This is a genomic window from Streptomyces sp. C1-1 (assembly GCF_050214755.1).
Lineage (GTDB): Bacteria > Actinomycetota > Actinomycetes > Streptomycetales > Streptomycetaceae > Streptomyces.
The window spans coordinates 628,396-646,426 of sequence record NZ_CP189826.1 but is presented as its reverse complement, the minus strand read 5'-3'; the positions used below and the strand labels follow the sequence as shown (position 1 = coordinate 646,426).

Annotated in this window: 20 protein-coding genes; 9 read left to right on the top strand and 11 right to left on the bottom strand. The window is 70.1% G+C overall.

Going from position 1 to position 18,031, the window contains the following annotated elements; all coding sequences use genetic code 11:
- Nucleotides 1-89: 89 nt before the first annotated feature.
- A complete protein-coding gene (locus ACQF4J_RS02790) occupies nucleotides 90-1,064 on the top strand; it encodes a helix-turn-helix domain-containing protein (protein ID WP_427164424.1) in 975 nt (324 codons plus the stop codon).
- Here the strand turns inward: ACQF4J_RS02790 and ACQF4J_RS02785 are convergent.
- The 3 genes from ACQF4J_RS02785 to ACQF4J_RS02775 are packed head-to-tail and all read right to left on the bottom strand — an operon-like array spanning nucleotide 1,048 to nucleotide 2,943.
- Complete coding sequence (locus ACQF4J_RS02785) at nucleotides 1,048-1,257, bottom strand: 4-oxalocrotonate tautomerase family protein (RefSeq protein WP_351567702.1); 210 nt, start codon at nucleotides 1,255-1,257, stop codon at nucleotides 1,048-1,050. The genes ACQF4J_RS02790 and ACQF4J_RS02785 overlap by 17 nt on opposite strands.
- A gap of 28 nt (nucleotides 1,258-1,285) precedes the next feature.
- Complete coding sequence (locus ACQF4J_RS02780) at nucleotides 1,286-2,188, bottom strand: SDR family NAD(P)-dependent oxidoreductase (protein WP_427164423.1); 903 nt, start codon at nucleotides 2,186-2,188, stop codon at nucleotides 1,286-1,288.
- Nucleotides 2,188-2,943: an SDR family oxidoreductase gene (locus tag ACQF4J_RS02775; RefSeq protein WP_427164422.1), complete on the bottom strand. Its 756-nt coding sequence runs from the start codon at nucleotides 2,941-2,943 to the stop codon at nucleotides 2,188-2,190. The genes ACQF4J_RS02780 and ACQF4J_RS02775 overlap by 1 nt, the downstream gene beginning before the upstream one ends.
- Before the next feature lie 79 nt (nucleotides 2,944-3,022).
- On the opposite strand from ACQF4J_RS02775, the gene ACQF4J_RS02770 reads away from it, so the two are divergent.
- Nucleotides 3,023-3,892 carry a helix-turn-helix transcriptional regulator gene (locus ACQF4J_RS02770; RefSeq protein ID WP_427164420.1) on the top strand — a complete coding sequence of 290 codons (870 nt, stop codon included), beginning with the start codon at nucleotides 3,023-3,025 and terminating at the stop codon, nucleotides 3,890-3,892.
- A gap of 85 nt (nucleotides 3,893-3,977) precedes the next feature.
- Complete coding sequence (locus ACQF4J_RS02765; RefSeq protein WP_427164419.1) at nucleotides 3,978-5,429, top strand: nitronate monooxygenase; 1,452 nt, start codon at nucleotides 3,978-3,980, stop codon at nucleotides 5,427-5,429.
- A gap of 21 nt (nucleotides 5,430-5,450) precedes the next feature.
- Here the strand turns inward: ACQF4J_RS02765 and ACQF4J_RS02760 are convergent, their stop codons facing one another.
- Nucleotides 5,451-5,702 carry a Smr/MutS family protein gene (locus ACQF4J_RS02760; protein WP_351567717.1) on the bottom strand — a complete coding sequence of 84 codons (252 nt, stop codon included), beginning with the start codon at nucleotides 5,700-5,702 and terminating at the stop codon, nucleotides 5,451-5,453.
- A 267-nt stretch (nucleotides 5,703-5,969) separates the two neighbouring features.
- On the opposite strand from ACQF4J_RS02760, the gene ACQF4J_RS02755 reads away from it, so the two are divergent.
- Nucleotides 5,970-6,824: a YwqG family protein gene (locus tag ACQF4J_RS02755; protein ID WP_351800937.1), complete on the top strand. Its 855-nt coding sequence runs from the start codon at nucleotides 5,970-5,972 to the stop codon at nucleotides 6,822-6,824.
- Nucleotides 6,825-6,846: 22 nt separating this feature from the next.
- On the opposite strand, the gene ACQF4J_RS02750 is transcribed toward ACQF4J_RS02755, so the two are convergent.
- Both ACQF4J_RS02750 and ACQF4J_RS02745 read right to left on the bottom strand, forming a co-directional pair.
- Nucleotides 6,847-7,224, bottom strand: coding sequence for a nuclear transport factor 2 family protein (locus ACQF4J_RS02750; RefSeq protein WP_351567723.1), 378 nt, complete (start codon nucleotides 7,222-7,224; stop codon nucleotides 6,847-6,849).
- 347 nt (nucleotides 7,225-7,571) lie between these two features.
- Nucleotides 7,572-8,057 carry a hypothetical protein gene (locus ACQF4J_RS02745; protein WP_427164417.1) on the bottom strand — a complete coding sequence of 162 codons (486 nt, stop codon included), beginning with the start codon at nucleotides 8,055-8,057 and terminating at the stop codon, nucleotides 7,572-7,574.
- Nucleotides 8,058-8,475: 418 nt separating this feature from the next.
- On the opposite strand from ACQF4J_RS02745, the gene ACQF4J_RS02740 reads away from it, so the two are divergent.
- From ACQF4J_RS02740 to ACQF4J_RS02730, 3 genes are all read left to right on the top strand, one after another.
- The gene (locus tag ACQF4J_RS02740; protein WP_351567728.1) at nucleotides 8,476-9,174 is read left to right on the top strand and encodes a CBS domain-containing protein; all 699 of its coding nucleotides are present in this window, start codon (nucleotides 8,476-8,478) and stop codon (nucleotides 9,172-9,174) included.
- 421 nt (nucleotides 9,175-9,595) lie between these two features.
- Nucleotides 9,596-11,632 carry an ATP-dependent zinc metalloprotease FtsH gene (gene ftsH / locus ACQF4J_RS02735; protein WP_427164416.1) on the top strand — a complete coding sequence of 679 codons (2,037 nt, stop codon included), beginning with the start codon at nucleotides 9,596-9,598 and terminating at the stop codon, nucleotides 11,630-11,632.
- A 303-nt stretch (nucleotides 11,633-11,935) separates the two neighbouring features.
- On the top strand, nucleotides 11,936-12,781 hold the full coding sequence (locus ACQF4J_RS02730; protein ID WP_351567737.1) for a universal stress protein: 846 nt from the start codon (nucleotides 11,936-11,938) through the stop codon (nucleotides 12,779-12,781).
- A gap of 35 nt (nucleotides 12,782-12,816) precedes the next feature.
- On the opposite strand, the gene ACQF4J_RS02725 is transcribed toward ACQF4J_RS02730, so the two are convergent.
- The 5 genes from ACQF4J_RS02725 to ACQF4J_RS02705 all read right to left on the bottom strand — a co-directional run bounded on the left by ACQF4J_RS02725 (nucleotide 12,817) and on the right by ACQF4J_RS02705 (nucleotide 15,891).
- Nucleotides 12,817-13,320, bottom strand: coding sequence for a hypothetical protein (locus tag ACQF4J_RS02725; RefSeq protein WP_351567740.1), 504 nt, complete (start codon nucleotides 13,318-13,320; stop codon nucleotides 12,817-12,819).
- Nucleotides 13,321-13,623: 303 nt separating this feature from the next.
- On the bottom strand, nucleotides 13,624-14,244 hold the full coding sequence (locus ACQF4J_RS02720; protein WP_351567742.1) for an Rv1733c family protein: 621 nt from the start codon (nucleotides 14,242-14,244) through the stop codon (nucleotides 13,624-13,626).
- A 74-nt stretch (nucleotides 14,245-14,318) separates the two neighbouring features.
- Nucleotides 14,319-15,140, bottom strand: coding sequence for a rod shape-determining protein (locus tag ACQF4J_RS02715; protein WP_427164414.1), 822 nt, complete (start codon nucleotides 15,138-15,140; stop codon nucleotides 14,319-14,321).
- Complete coding sequence (locus tag ACQF4J_RS02710; RefSeq protein WP_351567748.1) at nucleotides 15,137-15,511, bottom strand: TraR/DksA family transcriptional regulator; 375 nt, start codon at nucleotides 15,509-15,511, stop codon at nucleotides 15,137-15,139. The genes ACQF4J_RS02715 and ACQF4J_RS02710 overlap by 4 nt, the downstream gene beginning before the upstream one ends.
- Before the next feature lie 53 nt (nucleotides 15,512-15,564).
- A complete protein-coding gene (locus tag ACQF4J_RS02705) occupies nucleotides 15,565-15,891 on the bottom strand; it encodes a TraR/DksA family transcriptional regulator (RefSeq protein ID WP_351567751.1) in 327 nt (108 codons plus the stop codon).
- Between the two features lie 356 nt (nucleotides 15,892-16,247).
- Here ACQF4J_RS02705 and ACQF4J_RS02700 point away from each other — a divergent pair, with 356 nt between their 5' ends.
- Both ACQF4J_RS02700 and ACQF4J_RS02695 read left to right on the top strand, forming a co-directional pair.
- Nucleotides 16,248-17,201 carry a HAMP domain-containing sensor histidine kinase gene (locus ACQF4J_RS02700; protein WP_351567754.1) on the top strand — a complete coding sequence of 318 codons (954 nt, stop codon included), beginning with the start codon at nucleotides 16,248-16,250 and terminating at the stop codon, nucleotides 17,199-17,201.
- Nucleotides 17,198-17,863, top strand: a complete 666-nt coding sequence (locus tag ACQF4J_RS02695; RefSeq protein ID WP_351567756.1) for a response regulator transcription factor — start codon at nucleotides 17,198-17,200, stop codon at nucleotides 17,861-17,863. Before ACQF4J_RS02700 ends, ACQF4J_RS02695 begins: the two co-directional genes overlap by 4 nt.
- The last annotated feature ends 168 nt before the right edge of the window (nucleotides 17,864-18,031 follow it).

Sequence of the window (18,031 nt, the reverse complement as noted above, 5' to 3'; positions counted from 1 at the left end):
ACTCTGCAACGATCGACCGCGGCCATCCTCACGGGGCAGGGCACCTCACCACCAGTGTCCGAAACGACATGCCCCATACAATTACGGACATGAGCTCTGTCTCCCTTGCGGCCACCGACGGCATGCTGCCCTTCGAACTGTCCATGGCGTACGAGGTGTTCGGCACCGCCCCCGCCGAAGTCGCCGGCCCCTGGTACGACCTCGACGTCTGCGGGCCGGACGCCGTACGCTTCGGCCGGTTCCGGCTGGAGCCCGACCACGGACTCGACCGGCTCCGCAGCGCCGACACCGTGATCGTCCCCGGCTGGGCCGACATCGACGAGGACCCGCCCGCCGACCTGGTGGACGCGGTGCGCGCGGCCCACGAGGCGGGGGCACGCGTGGCCTCCCTCTGCACGGGTGCCTTCGTGCTGGCCGCGGCGGGCCTGCTGGACGGCAAGCGCGCCACCACGCACTGGGCGCACACCGACGCCCTGGCCGCCCGGTACCCCGCGGTGGAGGTCGACCCGGACGTGCTCTACGTGGACAACGGCAGCGTGCTCACCTCCGCGGGCAAGGCCGCCGCGCTGGATCTGTGCCTGCACGTCGTCCGCCTGGATCACGGCTCGTCCGTCGCCAACGCCGTCGCCCGCCGACTGGTCGTGCCGCCGCACCGCGCCGGCGGACAGGCGCAGTTCGTCACCACGCCGGTGCCCGCCAGGGACGACCACCCGCTCGCCGCCCTGCTCCCGTGGGCCCTGGAACGCCTCGACCAGCCGCTGACGGTGGAGGACCTCGCGCGCCGGGCGCGAATGAGCTCGCGCAACCTGGGCCGCCACTTCCACGCGGCCACCGGCACCACCCCACTGCAGTGGCTGCTGATCCAACGAATCCGCCGCGCCCAGGAACTGCTCGAGAAGACGGACGACACGGTCGACACCATCGCGGAGGCCACCGGCATGGGCACCGCCGCGACCCTGCGCCGCCACTTCAACCGAACGGTCGGCGTGCCTCCGGACACCTACCGCCGCACCTTCCGCTCACGGACGGGCTTCCCCGTTGACCGAGTCAGGCGTCGCCGTTGAGCATGGCGGCGGTCAGGACGGTGCCGCCGAAGCCCCAGCCGCCGTCGACGACTTCGTCGATCAGTACGACGGTGTTGGGGCGGGCTCGCTCACCGTAGATCTCCGCGTACAGATCGGTCGTGCGCTCGACGATCTTCTTCTTGTCCTCGGCCGTGATGGTGCCCGCTGGAACCTTGAAGTTGGCGAAAGGCATGAGTGTTTCTCCTTGGAATGAGGCGTGGTCAGAGACTGGCGTGAGGGGTGAGCAGTTCGTCGATGCCGATGCGGCGGAAGAACTCCGCGCGGATCCGGTCGTACATGATCGACACGACTTCGCTGCCGTCGCGGCTGGGGTCGACGTGGGTGCGGAAGGGGCGTTCGCCATGCGGCAGACCGATGACCCGCACGATCTCGTCGGCCACTTCACCCGCCTCCCGACCGGCGGGGAAAATGTCGCTCAGGGTCTCGGCCATGGTGCTCCTGAGCCGTCCGTACAACTCGTCGTACTGCGCGGCTCGCGTGGTGTCGGCGGGTGTGCCCGCGTGGGCGAAGTGGTTGGTGCCGCTCGGGTAGGCGCCGGGAATGACGAGGGTGGTCTCGACGCCGAACTTGATCAGTTCGGCGGCGTAGCTCTCGGCGAGGGCGTCCATGGCGGCCTTGGCGGCGAAGTAGGGCGCCAGGAAGGGAGGGTGTCCGCCGCGGGTCGAGGAGGAACCGACCCACACCAGCAGGCCCCGCCCTCGACGGCGCATGATCGGCAGCACCGTGCGGTTGACCCGCTGCGTGGACAGTACGTTGATGTCGTAGACCTCGGCGAGCTGATCGGGAGTGAAGGCCTCGGCCGCCCCGAGGACCATGTGGCCGGCGTTGTGGACCACCACGTCGATACGTTCGTGCTCGCTCATGACGTGGTCGATGGCGGCGTCGACGGACTCCTGTTCCTGGACGTCCATGTCGACGGCGGCTATCCGTACGCCACGGTCCTTCCCGAACCGGGTGAGCGCGGCGACGGCGGGGGCGTTGCGGTCCGCGGTGGCGCGCATACCGGCGTACACGATGTGGCCGGCCTCGGCCAGGGCGCGTGCGGTGAGGTTTCCGAAGCCACTGGACGCGCCGGTGACCACCACGACGTTCTGCTGATTCATCAGACCATGCCTCCGTTGGCGCGCAGGATCTGGCCGTTCACCCAGTGCCCTTCCGGGCTGGTGAGGAAGGCGACCACCTGGGCGATGTCCTGCGGGGTGCCCAGTCGCTCCAGTGGCGGGGTCTTGGCGAGCCGGTCGATCTGCTCGGGCGTCTTGCCTTCGAGGAACAGATCCGTGGCCGTGGGGCCCGGGGCGACGGTGTTCACGGTGATGTCCCGTCCGCGCAGCTCGCGGGCGAGGATCATGGTCATCGCCTCGACGGCGCCCTTGCCGGCCGCGTACGCGCCGTAGGTCGGGAACTGCGTCCCCACCACGGACGTGGAGAACCCCACGAACGAACCGCCCGCGCGCAGTCGCCGGGCGGCCTGCTGGGCGATGACGAAGGTGCCGCGGATGTTGGTGCGGTGCATGGCGTCGAGCGCCGTCAGGTCCAGGTCGGCGATGGGCGCGAGGACCATCCGGCCGGCCGAGTTCACCACGACGTCCACGCCGCCGAACTCCTCCTGCGTCCGGTCGAACAGCGCGGAGACCTCCTTCTCGTCCGCCACGTCCGCCTGTACCGCGATCGCCCGGCCTCCGGCGGCGGTGATCGCCGCCACGGTCTCCTCGGCGGAGGCGGCGTCCCGGGCGTAGTTCACTACGACGGCCAGGCCGTCCTGGGCGAGCCGGTGGGAGACCGCCCGGCCGATGCCGCGCGATCCGCCGGTGACGACAGCGACCCGTACGGCCGCCGGCGTGCTGTGATTCTTGGTCATGTCCTCCACGATGCGGGGCTTCGGCAGGCGGAACCAGGGGATGCCATCCCCTGGTTCCGCCACTCCGGCCGGACGCACAATGGCAGGCATGGCTTCTGGGAAATACACCGAGCTGGGGGTCTTCCTGCGTTCCCGGCGCGAGCGCATTCGTCCGGCCGACGTGGGACTGCCGTCCGGCCCCCGGCGCCGGGTGCCCGGACTGCGCCGCGACGAGGTCGCGCAGCTCGCCGGTGCTTCGGTGGACTACTACAACGAGCTCGAACGCGGAGCCGGGTCCCAGCCCTCCGAGCAGATGGTCGCCGCGCTGGCAAGGGCACTGCGCCTGACCGCCGACGAGCGGGACTACCTCTACCACCTGGCGGACCGTCCGGTGCCCGCGGCCGGCTCAGCCGCCTCGCACGTCCACCCCGGCATGCTCGACCTGCTCACCCGCCTTACGTCGACACCCGCACAGGTCATCACCGACCTGCACGTCACCCTCGTTCAGAACCCGCTCGCAGTGGCGCTGCTCGGGGACCACTCCGGCTTCCGTGGCGCCCGGGCCAGCTTCGTCCACCGATGGTTCACCGACCCCGCCGCCCGCAACCTGTATCCCGAGGCCGACCATGGCGAGCAGTCCCGCGCCTTCGTCGCCGACCTGCGGGCCGCGGCCGCCAGACGGGACAGCAAGGATACCGAGGCCAGTTCGATGATCGGTTCGCTGCTCGGCAGTTCCCGGGAATTCGCCGACTTGTGGGCCGACCACGACGTGGCGTTCCGACGCAATGACCGAAAACGCCTCAACCACCCCGCCATCGGCCTGATCGAGGTCAACTGCCTCAGCCTGTTCAGCGAAGACGGCCGGCAGCGGCTGCTCTGGTTCACCCCCGCGGTCGGCACCGACAGCGCCGACGCCCTCGACCTCCTCGCCGTCATCGGCACCCAAGAGATCGTAGAACCGAGACCCTGAAGCTCTGCTGGCCTTGGTTACGGTAGCGTAGGTTACGGAACCGTAAGTAGGTGTTCCGAACCGGCGATCATCCTTGCGAGGAACCATGAGCACTCCCGGTACGAAGACCGACCTGCCCTGGCTGATCCAAGGGGGGATGGGGGTGGGGGTGTCCGGCTGGCGCCTGGCCCGTTCCGTCGCGCGCGCGGGGCAGTTGGGCGTCGTCTCCGGCACCGCCCTGGACACCCTGCTGATCCGGACGCTGCAGAACGGTGACCCCGGCGGCCACCTCAGGCGGGCCCTCGCCGCCTTCCCCGTACCGGAACTCGCCGACTCCATACGGCAGCGCTACTTCGTCGAGGAAGGGATCGGGGCCGACCAGCGGTACGCCGCCACACCCCGGCTGACGGCCGACGAGACGTGCTCGGCACGAGAGTTGACGGTCGTCGCCAACTTCTGTGAGGTGTGGCTCGCCAAGGAGGGCCACGACGGACAGGTCGGCATCAACTACCTGGCGAAGGTCCAACTCGCCACGGCCCCGGCCATGTTCGGTGCGATCCTGGCCGGTGTCGACTACGTCCTGGTCGGCGCGGGCATTCCCGCGCAGATCCCGGGCATGGCGACCCGGCTCGCCCAACTCGAGCCAGTCACCGCCCGATTGGACGTCGACGGTGACGACACGCCCGTGGAGCTGGCCTTCGACCCGGCCTCGGTGCTGTGCGGCGCGCAGCCGGGGCCTCTGCGCCGCCCCGACGTCCTGGCCATCGTCTCGCTACCGGCCCTGGCGTCGTACTTGAGCCGTTCGGCGCAGACCACGCCCGACGGCTTCGTCGTCGAGGGCCATGGCGCCGGCGGGCACAGCGCGCCGCCGCGCGGGCCGATGCGCCTCGACGAGCGGGGCGACCCCGTCTACGGGCCCCGCGATACCCCCGACTTCGCCAAGATGGCCGCCCTCGGCCTGCCCTTCTGGATCGCCGGCGGCCAGTGCGGACCCGAGCATCTTCGCCGGGCACGGGCAGCGGGGGCGGTCGGCGTCCAACTCGGCAGTGTCTTCGCGCTGTGCGAGGAGTCCGGCCTCGAAGCAGGGCTGCGGCGCAAGCTGGTCGAGCGTGAGCTGCGCACGGAACTGACCGTCCACAACGATCCGGCGGCCTCCCCGACCAGCTTTCCGTTCAAGGTCGCCGACCTGCCCGGCACACTGGCCGACCCCTCCGTGAGCGCGGCACGCCGCCGGCTGTGCGACCTCGGCTATCTGCGCACCCCCTACCGCACCGAGCAGGGCGCCATCGCCTACCGCTGTCCCGCGGAGCCGGCCGCGATGTACGTCCGCAAGGGCGGCGCCGCCGAGCAGACGAAGGGCCGGCAGTGCCTGTGCAACGGGCTGCTGGCCGCCGTCGGGCTCGGCCAGCGCCGCCCGCACGGCGCGGTCGAACCTCCCATCGTCACCATCGGCCAGGACCTCGGCTTCCTACGGCAGTTGGCCCCCGCAGGCGAGTCGTACAGCGCGGAGTCGGTGGTGCGATGGCTGTCGGCGGGTCTGACGGAAGCGCCCGTGTGAGCGGCGTGTCGGTCCGGGGGGTCAACGCAGGTGGACCAGGATCCGGCCGGCGTTGGTCGGATCCGTCTCCACACGGGCGTACAGCTTCTTGAGGTGCTTCTGCGCCAGCACCGCCAGCACGCGCTTCTTCAGCTGGCCCGTCCCCTTGCCCGGGATGATCTGGACGGTGTCGACTCCGGTGGCGGCGGCCTTGAAGAGGGTCTGCCGCAGGGCCGTGTCGATGGCGCGGTCGCTGCGGAAGACGGGGTGCAGATCCAGGGTGAGCAGTGCCATCGCCTCCGATGAGTCGGTCCCGGCCGACGCCGGGCGCCCGTGGGACTCGTCGTACGGCCGCAGCGTATGTGATCCTCCGAGCCCCCGTCCCCCTCTGGGGGGATCGCCGAGGCAAGCCCGGCGGCTGCGTCCACCGGACGGGCACGACGCGACGCCGGTGAGGGCCGTGACCGGGGCGATCTACGCTCCCTTGATCCATCCTCGAAGGTCACGCAACGTGTGAGGTCGACGCCCGCAGTGTCAGTGGGGCCCGAGATGATGAGCCGCATGACTGATGAGCCATACTCCCGGCTTGCCGCCGAGCACCTTCCCGGCGATCTTGCCCAGCGCTGGACACCGCTCCTGCGCCCGTGCATACGCCTGCGTCAGGCCGAAGCCGACGAGCAGACCGTGGCCGTTCTCGGCGGAGCCCCGGAGCTTCCGGCAGGGGCCGCCTGGCCCGAGTGGCCCGCATACGGGCCCTTGTCCTTCGTCGCTTCGGTGCGGTGTGCCGCACTGCCCCGAGACGGACTTGCCAAGGAGTTCCCCCGGGATGGAACCCTGCTCTTCTTCTACTTCGACGGTCAGGTGGACGAAGACGCCTTCGTGTCCGTCGACGACCCGGAGACCTGGGCCGGGGCCCAGGTGCTGTACATCCCGGAGGACACCCCCGTCTTCCCGGCGGACACGCCCCCCGTCCTGGAGGCGTTCCAGCGTGTGGACCTCACCGCAGACACCGGGCAGAGTGCCCCGGACTTGTGGCTGCCCCAGGCCCGGCGTGCCCTGCTCGGTGACAACCGGCACTGGCCCCACCCGCGCGACACCCCGGCCGAGCTCAAACCGTTCGTCCGCGCTTTCGGACACCTGCACGCCCAAATCGACCACCAGATCGGCGGCCACGCCGTCGCTTTCCAGGGCCCGGTGGAGTACGAGATCGCGAACGCGACACTCGGCGGCACGCACGAGTGGGGCGACCAACCGCTGGACCAGGAAGCCGAACGCTGGGTCCTGCTCGCCCAGTTCGGCAGCGACAGCGACGCGAAGATGACCTGGGGCGACGAGGGCACCCTCTACTGGCTCATCCGCTCTGAAGACCTCGCCGCCCACCGATTCGACCAGGCCCGGTTCTCTGTGCAGGTCTAGTGCTGTGACGGCGTAGGTTCACTCAGGAGGCGGACGGCTCGATCTCCCCCGCGAAGACGATGACCTGGTCGATGAGGCTCCGCCGCAGATGGACGACGTCCGTTCCCGCCAGGCGGGGGCCTCCATCCGGCGTGGTGAAGACCCACTGGTACCGGGCCCACTCGTCAGGCATGTCCACCGCTGAGCAGCGCACCATCGTGCCGGTCCCCGCCGGGTGGCGCCGGATGTCCAGCACGAACCGCTCGACCGCCTCGATCCCTTCGCTGCGACCCAACGGCCCCCAGAAGACCACGTCTGAGGTCAGGGCCTGGGAGAGGAGGGCAGTCACATAGCTTTCGTCCGATGCGTTGAACGCGGAGATGAACGTGTCGATCGCGGAGCGTGCCGTCTCTTCCTGCATGCCCCAGTAATACCAGCCGTTGCGCGTGCGCTCGTCCCGCGAGCCGCCTCCCGATCACGGTGGACCATCCCGGTCACAGCACTAGCCGGCCCTGTTCTCGCATAACCACGGCCAACGGACATATAGCGCTGCGTGATGCTGGGCCGGATCCCGCGCGAGGGCCGGCGGTGCAGCGGACGGCGATAGAAGCCGTTCCACCTCCGAGTCGGTATATCGGACCTCCGGCCGCCGACGGGGCCGCCGGTGTGCTGCCGCACCCCACTCACCTGCAGCCAGCCAACCAGCCAGCGTTTCCAGTCCCGCTGTCCTTGCCGTAGCGGTGGCTTGTGCCATGGGGCTCGTATGCCTCATTCGTCCGCGCGAATACCTGAGATCAGCCGGGTGGCGAGGTCGGACTGAATCATCACGTGACTCGTTCGCTTGTGTTTTCCGGGGTCGTTCCAGGTGAGGGTGACCCGGGTCCAGCAATGGCCCATGCCGCTGTCGTTGTACTCGACGCGCCACTGCGTGGGGACGCCCTTGGCGCGCAGAACGCCGTCCCGGTGGTGGGCCGCCTCCCAGCGTGCCAAGGCGCGACGCAGCTCTGGGGTGAGGTAGTGCCCGCGCAGGGCATCGGACAGGCGGCCGTGGCCGACGTCGTGCAGGACGTCGGTGTAGGCGCCGTAGAAGTCGGCGACATGGTCGACGGTGGACGCCGGGTTCCCGCCGCGGCCCTGAACCGCGGTGTCGGCGGCGGTTTCTGTGGCGGTGCTTCCGGAGGTCGGTGCAAGCATGGCGAGGGGGAGCACCATGGCTCCCAGCGCTATGTGACGGAAGGTTCGAGGCGTGGCCATGACGTTCTCCTCCCTTCTCGAAGAAGAAGGCTGACATACCTCACCTCCCAGTACATCGCTCATGTCTGCCGCCTTCGAGGGCCAATCGGTAGTCATGGCAGGGCTGTTCAGGGTCTGGCGGCGAGAGCGACGATGCCGACCGGACGACCGTTGTCGAGAACGAAGCGCGGTGGTCTCGGCTCAGGCGGGATTCGGCGCGTGTGTTCGGCGGCAGCCTGGTTCAGGAGCGGACGTGGGACGGCGGACGGCGGCGAGGTACGGCCGGCATGGGCCGGTAGGCGTGATCTGTGACCCGTAGGACTCATGTGTTGGGCGGCGCACCGTCAGAGACTGGAAACGGTAGAAGAGTTGGGGACGGCCCGACACACGTCCACCGTGCCGCAGTTGGTGCCCATGGGAACGAAAGGAGGAAGAAGCGATGATGTACTGCAGGATCAAGGACGTCATGACCCAGGAGGTGGTACGCGCCTACGGCGAGACGCCGTTCAAGCAGATCGCCCGGCTGCTGTCGGACAACCGCATCAGCGGGTTGCCCATCGTGGACGACGAGGAGAAGGTCGTCGGAGTGATCTCCGAGACCGACCTCATGCAGCGTCAGACCCACCAGGACGACGGTTACGAGCACAGGCGCGTTCGTCGGCCGAAGCTGACCCTCTCCGCCCGCACCGCCGCGGCCAAGGCCCGCGCCAGGACCGCAGATCACCTCATGACCCGGCCGGCGATCACTGTCACCCCTGACCACTACGTGACAGAGGCCGCACAGATCATGCGCGAGCATGGCGTGGAACGGCTGCCCGTGGTGGACGACAAGGGCCACCTGGTCGGCATCGTCACCCGCGGCGACCTGCTGCGGGTCTTCCTGCGCACGGACGACGAAATCCGTCGTGAAGTGAGCCGCCGCGTGGTCCTGGGCCTGGATGTGCCCCGCTACGCGGTGGACGTCGAGGTCGATGCGGGAGTGGTGACGCTGAGGGGACATCTGCGGCAGCGCGATGACACCGAACTCGCGGCGTGGATCGCCGCGCACGTGGACGGGGTCGTGGCGGTCACCAGCCACCTCACCCATCGCCCCGACACGCGGGCGCGTTCCACCGTTGCGGCTTCCGGCCACATGTGAGGACGACCCCGGTCGTCGCAGGTGATCCTCGGACGGCCGACGGCCCCGGCGCCTGCCTGCTCGTGCGCCGAGAAAGCCGCCATCACCGGCTGGCGGAGAGACGTCGATGAGATCGGGACCGGAAGCCAAGGAGGGACCAGCGAAGAGGGCCGACGCCGCGGACCGGACGTGGCCGCCCGCCACCCCGGACTGGTGAAGGAGGCCGTTGCCCAGACGTCCGAAGGGCCGGGCAGCCCTGTGCGCGGGGACGGTGGGCCCCTGTGGGGACACGTACGCGAGCGTGACAGTGGATGTACGAGCTGCTGTACGACCGCGTGCTCCCCGCAAATCACCACGCCCGTTCCGTGTCCGCCTTCGACTCCGACCCCGCTCGCTACCCCAGGCCACCTGGTGGGCCCGCCTGAGAACGCATGGAGACGCCATGACCAAGCAGGCCCAGCCGCCGCCACCGGGCGACCGGCCGTCACCGACCGCGCCGCCGCCTCCGCCCGCCTGGCGGCACTGGTTGTGGCCGCTGGCGATCCTCCTCGCCGTCGGCCTGTGGACGGTGCTGCCCATGACGCGGTCCACCGACACGCAGAAGGTGAACCTGACGTATTCGACGTTCCTCACCGACGTCGACGCCGGCAAGGTCAAGTCCGTCACGATCAGCTCCGACGGGCACACGAGCGGCAGGCTCGGTAACGGGCACGCCTTCAGTACCGTCGTCCCCGTCCAGCTCGCCGGCGACCAGCTGCTGACCCGCCTGGAGAAGAACAAGGTGGAGGTCACCGCGTCCCAGCCGTCGACCACGACGTCCTTCGGCTCCCAGGCGCTGTCCTTGATCCTCCTGCTGGGACCGTTCATCATCATCTTCTGGTTCTGGCGGCGGCTGTCGAAGGGCGGGGTCGCTCAGATGACCGGCGCGCTCGGCGGCGTCGGCAAGTCCCGGGTGAAGGTGTTCGACGCCGAACGGCCCGAGACCACCTTCTCCGACGTCGCGGGCTACGAGGGCGCCAAGGGCGAGATCGCCGAGGTCGTCGACTTCCTGCGGCGGCCCGAACGCTACCGCCGTGCCGGGGCGATGGCACCGCGCGGTGTGCTCATGGTCGGCCCGCCGGGCACCGGCAAGACGCTGCTGGCCCGCGCGGTCGCGGGCGAGGCGGAGGTGCCGTTCCTGTCGGTGGTCGGCTCCAGCTTCGTGGAGATGTACGTCGGCGTGGGCGCCGCCCGGGTGCGCGACCTGTTCGCCGAGGCGCGCAAGCGGGCGCCGGTCATCGTGTTCGTCGACGAGATCGACGCGCTCGGGGGCAGGCGCGCCGCCGCCGGAGCCGTCGTGTCCAATGACGAGCGCGAGCAGACATTGAATCAACTGCTGTCCGAAATGGACGGGTTCGAGGCGGCCGAGGGCATCGTGGTGCTGGCCGCCACCAACAGGCCCGAGGTACTGGACCCGGCTCTGCTGCGTCCCGGTCGCTTCGACCGTCAGGTCACCATTCCGCTGCCCACGCTCGCCGAACGCGCCGCGATCCTGGCCGTGCACTGTCAGGACAAGCAGCTGGGCGAGGACGTCGACCTGGATGTGGTGGCTCGCGGCACACCCGGTTTCTCCGGCGCCGACCTGGCCAACCTGGCGAACGAGGCCGCCATCGTCGCGGTCCGGGACGGCCGTGAGGTGTTGGCCGCCGCCGACTTCGACGCCGCCCGCGATCGGATCCTGCTCGGCCGCCGGGAGGGCTCCAACGTGCTGCTGCCCGAGGAGAAGGAAGCCGTGGCGGTGCACGAGGCCGGCCACGCGCTGGTCGCCGCCCTGTCGCCGAGCGCCGACCCGGTCGCCAAGGTCACCATCCTGCCCGCCGGACAGGCCCTCGGTGTCACCGAGCAACTCCCGCTCGTCGAGCGGCACTTGTACGGCGAGGACTATCTGAACCAGACCCTCGCGGTACGGCTGGGAGGTCGCGCCGCCGAACTCGTCGTCCTGGGCCAGGGCTCCACCGGAGCGGCCAACGACCTCGCCGGAGCGACCGAGTTGGCGATCAAGATGGTCCGCGAGTTCGGGCTCTCGCCCGCGCTGGGCCCCGTGGGCTATCCGCAGGGCGGCTCCGTCTTCCTCGGCCGCGGCGCACCCGCCATGAGCAGCCGCCCCTTCGCCGAGGCCACCCAGGCGGCCGTCGACGACGAGGTCGCCCGCCTGCTCCGCGAGGCCGAACGGCGCGCCACCGACCTGCTCACCCGGCACCGCGCACAGCTTCGGGAGCTGGCCGACCTGTTGCTCAAGCGGGAAACCGTGGACGGCACGGTGGTCTACGGCCTGCTGGGCGTCCAGCCCCCGAGCGCGCGCCCCGCCGGTGAGACCATCGCGCCCCGCCGTGTCTCCGTCGCCAAGAGGCCCGCCGGAGACCGCGCCGGCCAGGCATCCGCCGACCCTGCTTCCAGGACGGACCGAACCGGACGGCTCTCCCAGGACGGGACGGGCTGAATCAGCGGATCGGGGACGTGGGCCGTTCGGGGAACCCTGATCCCGGTGACCAGGTCGGGGCGGACGCGTACGACGCGGATGTGCGAGACGGGCATCGAGTGCGAGCACCGGACGCCCTGGAGGTCCCATCGATCGGGCGGAAGAAGATCTTCCGGAAGCTCTGCGCGGGTGCTGTGAGCTCGGGGAGGCGGCTGTTCCTTGGGCCGTGCGTCCCCGAAGCGCAGTACCTGTGGCCCATGCCCGGCCGTCGTGCTCGCGCGGATGCTGGTGTTGAAAGCCGCGACCGAGGGACGGTGACTGGTCATGACAGGATCGTCCGGTGGTCGTGTCATCGTAGGCGTGGACGATTCCCCGGCTGGTCTGTGCGCCCTGCACGCCGCCGTCGCCCAGGCCAGGGTGCTGGGCCGGGAACTGATGGCCGTGCGCGCCTATCCCGCGCCGACCGGTGGTGGCGCGGCCCCGCCGAACCCGCTCGACTGGCGACTTCCCCGCATACCGCAACCCCCGACGGGCGAGCCCTGGCACCGGTTGCTGGCTGCCTGCGAGGAGCGGGAACTGAGAGCGGTGACACGGACCTTCGAGAAGGCGCTGGGGGGACTTCCCCGTGACGTACACCTCCACCAGGTGGTGGCGATGGGCCGGCCCGGTCCGGTGCTGGTCGCCGCGGCGCACCGGGAGGACGACTTGCTGGTCCTGGGCAGGCCACCCGTCCGCCGCCTGCGACGACTGTGGCCACGGCGCTGGATTCACCGCTCCACCTGTCGCTACTGCGCCAGGCACGCCACCTGCCCGGTACTGACGATCCCCGTGAGTGACCTCTCCCGCTGGGGCACCGACAGCCACCCGGGTCTGCCCTCACCGGAGGACGCATTCGACGATGGGCGACAGCCACTCCGTGCCGGCGTGACGATCCACGACATCCACGCCGACCCTGATGACCAGGGCACGAACGGGTGGCCCGCACGGGCGTGCTGCTGCTCCGCCCCGCCACAGGTCAAGATCCTTATGCCGGTTCGAGGCGGCCGCCCGATCGACCTGTACCTGTGCGGCCACCACTACAGGGCCTCCCTCGGGCCGCTGGCACTCGCCGGCGCGACCGCCCACTTCCGTGACCGGCCGTCGACCGTGTCGCTCGCCGCGCGTACGTAGCGGTTCGGGCAGAACCCCGGCTCGCGCCTCGCGCCTCAGTAGCGCAGCTGTCCCTTGGTCGAGGTGGCTGAGTGAGCGATGCCGTTCGCGCGGCCGTTCTGCAGCCAGGACCATTGAATCCGGCAGCCAACTCGCAGGTAGCCCTGGGCGTTCGTACGCACGCCAAGGCGCCCGGAATTGATTGCCTCCGGGCTGTCGCCGTCGGGGTGCCACTCGGGATCCTCCCCGAGCGAGACCTCGTCCCAGTCCGTGAGCACGACGGTGACGCCGACATCGTCCGTGCCGAGCAGAACCCAGAAGCGGTCCCGAGTACTGTGCCCGCGCATGTAGTGACAGCCCACTCGGACGGCGTCCGCCACTAGCGAGGCCATGAGCTTCGGCACCCCGAAACCGACCAGCATGCCCCGAGCCGCTTCGGCGGTGCTGACGGAGTCGATCTCCTGCCGGACTTCCATGGCCGACGACACATGGGCGAGCTGTGAGGAAGCCTCGCCCTCGTAGACGTGCGGCAGGCTGAAGAGTCGTACGTCGCGCCCCATGGGATCATCCCCTCGTCGTTTCCTGCCGTGGAGGTACAGGTGAGGGGCGCATGAGTCTCGGTGCCCCAGACTCTTCTTTACGGCCGCGGCTGCCGGGGTCCGGGGCAACGGGACCAGGATAGGCCGCACTGATGACCGATGCCAGGCTGAGAGTTCCTGGGACGGACGGCGGATCCGGATGGAGACGTGCCCCTGCCTGCAGAGCGCTTGGGCGGCTTGGATCCAGATCCGGCTGGTCGTCACAACAGGCTTCGACCGGGCCGTCCGGTGTGGCGTCTCCTGTCGCCGGACCGACTCGCCGCGTCAGCGAGACGTAGTCCACCGCGGTGCGGTCTCGGCCCAAGCCTCGTCCCACTGGGCGAGGTTGTAGCGCTGCAACCTGCGGTTCGCGTAGCCGTATGCGGCGATGCCGAGGAGCGGGACGGCCATGGCGGCGAGGACGGCGCATCCCATGGAGCGATTGCGGGCCTGTTCCGTGGTCATGGGCGGGTCGGTGATCTCTCCTTCGGCGTTGACCCATACGCGGATGGTGCTGCCGACGCTCAATGCGGGCTCGACCTCGGTCTTTGCGGTCCGAGTGTGTCCGTCGGGGGCGGTGAAGCGGACGGTGACCGGGTACAGGGCCTTCTTCGCCTCGTCCGATCCCGGTTCCGGATGGCGGGGGGCATCGCTGACCAGTACGGCGGGCGTGTGGTGGCGTGTGGATGCCTGGTGCCGGGCTGTCTCCGTGTGGTGGCGGTGGGCGGTGGTGCCGACCAGGACCATCACGGCGGGGATGGAGGCCAGCACGACCAGGGTCACAGCGAGGGCCATCCACGCCTGCGCGAGATCCGTGCGACGGCGCAGGGGATTGCGCCGCCATCGCCACAGGAAGACGCGCGGGAGTTCCTCGGGAGGGGGCGGCGGGGGTGTGGCGCGGGCCACGATGTCTCTCCTTTCGCAGAGCGTGTGTGCCTCGCCGCGCGTCGGGCGATGCCCGGGCCAGGGCGGGGCGTGGGCTAGAGGCGGTACCCGGCGTGAGTGATGGCGGTGGTGGAGGGGTGGGCGTGGGCGGCCCGGAGGAGCTTCGCGGCGCCTCGGACCGCGGCGGTGTGCGGCGCCGGGACGGGCTGGACGGGAGCCTGGAGCTGCTCGGTGAGTGCGTGGGTGAGGTCGACGCGTAGCGCGCCCCCTCCAGCGAGGAGCACACCCCGCTGGAGGGCGTCGAGCGTCTGCGAGGTGTGGTCCTGGACCAGCATGGCGGTCACCATGGCGATCACCGCTTCCGTGATCCGCGCGGGTGGGGTGAGGCTGTCCAGGTCGCTGGTGCCCAGGGCGGTGCGGCGCGCGTCGGTCACCGCGCCGTCGCTGAGGAGCGTGACCTCGGTGAGGTGGGCGCCGAGATCCACCACGAGCAGCGGACGGGCCAGGTCGCAACCGGCGGCCACGGCCACGGCGCGCGCGGTCGGGACGGTCAGTACCGTGCGCGGACGCAGGACCTCGACCGCTCTGCGGACGTCGGCCCGGTAGGTGACACCGCCCAGTACGGGCGTGGTCAGGATGAGCAGAGGACGGCCGTGAGGGCCCAGGCGGTGGCCGAGCACCCGGTCGAGCATCCGGGCCGTTGCGGCGGTGTCGACGATGGTGCCGCGTTGGATGGGGCACGTGGCGCCGTCGCCCGGGAAGGTCACCGTGGGAACGTCGAGAATCGTGCGCCGTCCGGACATCCAGGCGCGGGTGCGGGCGCTGCCCAGGTCGAGGGCGATGCCGGTGCACTGCCCGCACCACGGCCACGAGCGGTGCCGGGCGGCCACGGAGCGGGGCCCGGGCGCGGTGGTCATCGGCCGGCCTCCCTGACCTGCTGGCACCGGGCGCAGTAGCGGGCCTGCGGCACGATCATGAGTCGCTCGCGCGCGATGGGCCCGCGGCACAGGTGGCAGGTGCCGTACGCGCCCTGGTCCATCCGTGCGAGGGCGGCTTCGACGTCGGTCAGAACCATACGGGCGGAGGCGGCGAGCTTGACGCGGACCTCGATCTGGGCGGCGGCCTGCCGGTCGAGAAGTGCGTCGGCGCGGGTCGTGGCGGCGGCCGAGAGATTCCGCAACTGTTCCTGGCGGAAGAGGCGCTGTTCGTGCAGGTTCTCGCGCAGCGCGGCGAAGTCCTCGATCGACAAGGTGGTGTTGCGGTCGTCGATGGTCTGGTGGTTCACCAAGTCACCCCCTGGACAGGGCGGAAGAAGGAAGGACGGAGGGGGGAGTGGGCCTGTCAGGCGGTGTTGCGCTGGCAGGGCACACAGAAGGGCGTGTAGGGCAGGATCTCCAGGCGCTCGACCGGGATCGGTTTGGTGCAGTTGCGGCAGACGCCGTAGCTGCCGTCCGCAACGCGGGCGAGAGCGGCCTCGACCTGGGCGAGGACTCGACGGATGGTGTCTTTCTGCGTGGACATCACCTGTTCCTCCGCCGCCGCACCGGCTTCACCGATGGCCCGCAGCTGGGTGAGGCGGGAGGCGCGTTCGTGTTCGAGACGCTGCACGGCTTCGTGCGGCGTCAGCCGCTCACGGCGGCCTTCGGACTGGTGCGTATCGAGCGACATGGCGATTCCTTTTCCATGGACAGGCAGGCGGGTCGGGTGGTCATTCGTCGGCGGCGGAGGCCGGGCGAGCCACGAGTGAGGGCTCATGCCTCCACCGTGACCGGGATCCCGTACGAAACCCATCGGGCGCGATACCCATTCGGGGGCGATGCCCATCTGCGGCATGGGCCGGGACCCGTCGCGACGGGGCGGAGCAGGCCGGGGAAATGGGCATTGGAGCCCATCGACGGCGGAGGCGGCAGCGGGCAGGCTGGGCGGCAGGCCGGTCAGGACCAGTGGCCGCAGCTCATGCTCGGAGTGCGCGGTGACCGACAGTAGAGACACAGCCGTGTCACACGAGGAAAGGCGTCGTCCCGTTGTCCCTGTTCTGGCGGATCTTCGCGCTCAACGCGGTCGTGCTCGGCAGCGCCACCGCGCTGCTGCTGTGGGCTCCGGTCACCGTCTCCGTGCCGGTGGTGCTGACCGAGGCCGTCATCCTCGTGTCCGGTCTGGTCGTGATGCTGGTCGCCAACGCGGCGCTGCTGCGGATCGGGTTGGCCCCGCTCGACCGGCTCACCCGGCTGATGACCACCGTCGATCTGCTGCGCCCCGGTCAACGGCTACCCGAAGGGGGCCGTGGTGAGACCGCCGAACTGATCCGCACCTTCAACGCCATGCTCGAGCGCCTCGAACACGAACGGGCCTCCAGTAGTGCCCGTGTCCTGCTCGCCCAGGAGGCCGAGCGGCGCCGCATCGCCCAGGAACTGCACGACGAGGTCGGCCAGAGCATGACCGCGATCCTGCTGGCGTTGGAACGGGCCGCCGACGAGGCGGACGAGCCTTTGCGCGGTGATCTGAGGCAAGTGCAGGAGATCACCCGCGGGAGCCTGGACGAGGTGCGGCGGCTGGTGCGCCGGTTGCGGCCGGGCGTGCTGGAGGACCTCGGTCTGATCAGCGCCCTGACCTCGCTGACCACTGAGTTCGCCACCCACGTCGGACTGCGCGTGGTCCGCCGATTCGACACCGGCCCGCCCGCGCTGGACCAGCAGACGGAACTCGTGCTGTATCGCGTCGCCCAGGAAGCCCTGACCAACGCGGCCCGCCACGCCGAGGCCGACCAGGTCGAGGTGAGCCTGCACCACACCGACGAGGCGGTGGTACTGGCCGTCGCCGACGACGGTCGCGGAAGCGGGGTCGCCCAGGAAGGGGCGGGAATCCGCGGAATGCGCGAGCGGGCCCTGCTCATCGGGGCCACGCTGGACGTCACCTCTCCGCCGCAGGCCGGTACGACGGTCCGGCTGACCGTGCCCCTCCTCAGGAAGCAGCCATGACCACGCCCCACACATCCGTGATCCGCATCCTCCTCGCCGACGACCACGCGCTGGTACGTCGTGGAGTGCGGCTCATCCTCGAGCGGGAGCCGGACCTCGAGGTCGTCGCCGAGGCCGGGGACGGCGCGGAGGCCATCGACCTGGTGCGTACCCATGACGTCGACCTGGCGGTGATGGACATCGCCATGCCCCGCATGACCGGCCTGCAGGCCACCCGTGAACTGCTCGCACTGAAACCCGCGGTGCGCGTCCTGATGCTGACGATGCACGACAACGAGCAGTACTTCTTCCAGGCACTGAAGGCCGGCGCGAGCGGATACGTACTCAAGTCCGTGGCCGACCGCGACCTGGTGGCGGCATGCCGGGCCGCCATGCGCGACGAGCCCTTCCTGTATCCGGGCGCCGTCACCGCCCTGATCCGCAACTACCTCGACCGAATCCGCAACGGCGAGGAGCCCCCCGAGCAGGTACTGACCCCGCGCGAAGAGGAAGTCCTCAAACTCGTCGCCGAGGGCCACTCCTCCAAGGAGATCGCGGAGATGCTCTTCATCAGCATCAAGACCGTCCACCGGCATCGGGAGAACCTTCTGCACAAGCTCGGCCTGAGAGACCGGCTGGAACTCACCCGCTACGCGATCCGCGCCGGACTCATCGAAGCCTGACACTGCCGACCTTCGCGAAGCCTCGGCTGCCCACGTCCCAGCCGAGACCCGGAAGGACCGGATCGCTGCGGCAGACCGCCGCCGACAGGGAAGGAACACGGGGGATGGCCCGCTGCACGCACACCGTTCCGCCCACGCGTGGATCCGGCATGACAGCGGTGTGCGTCG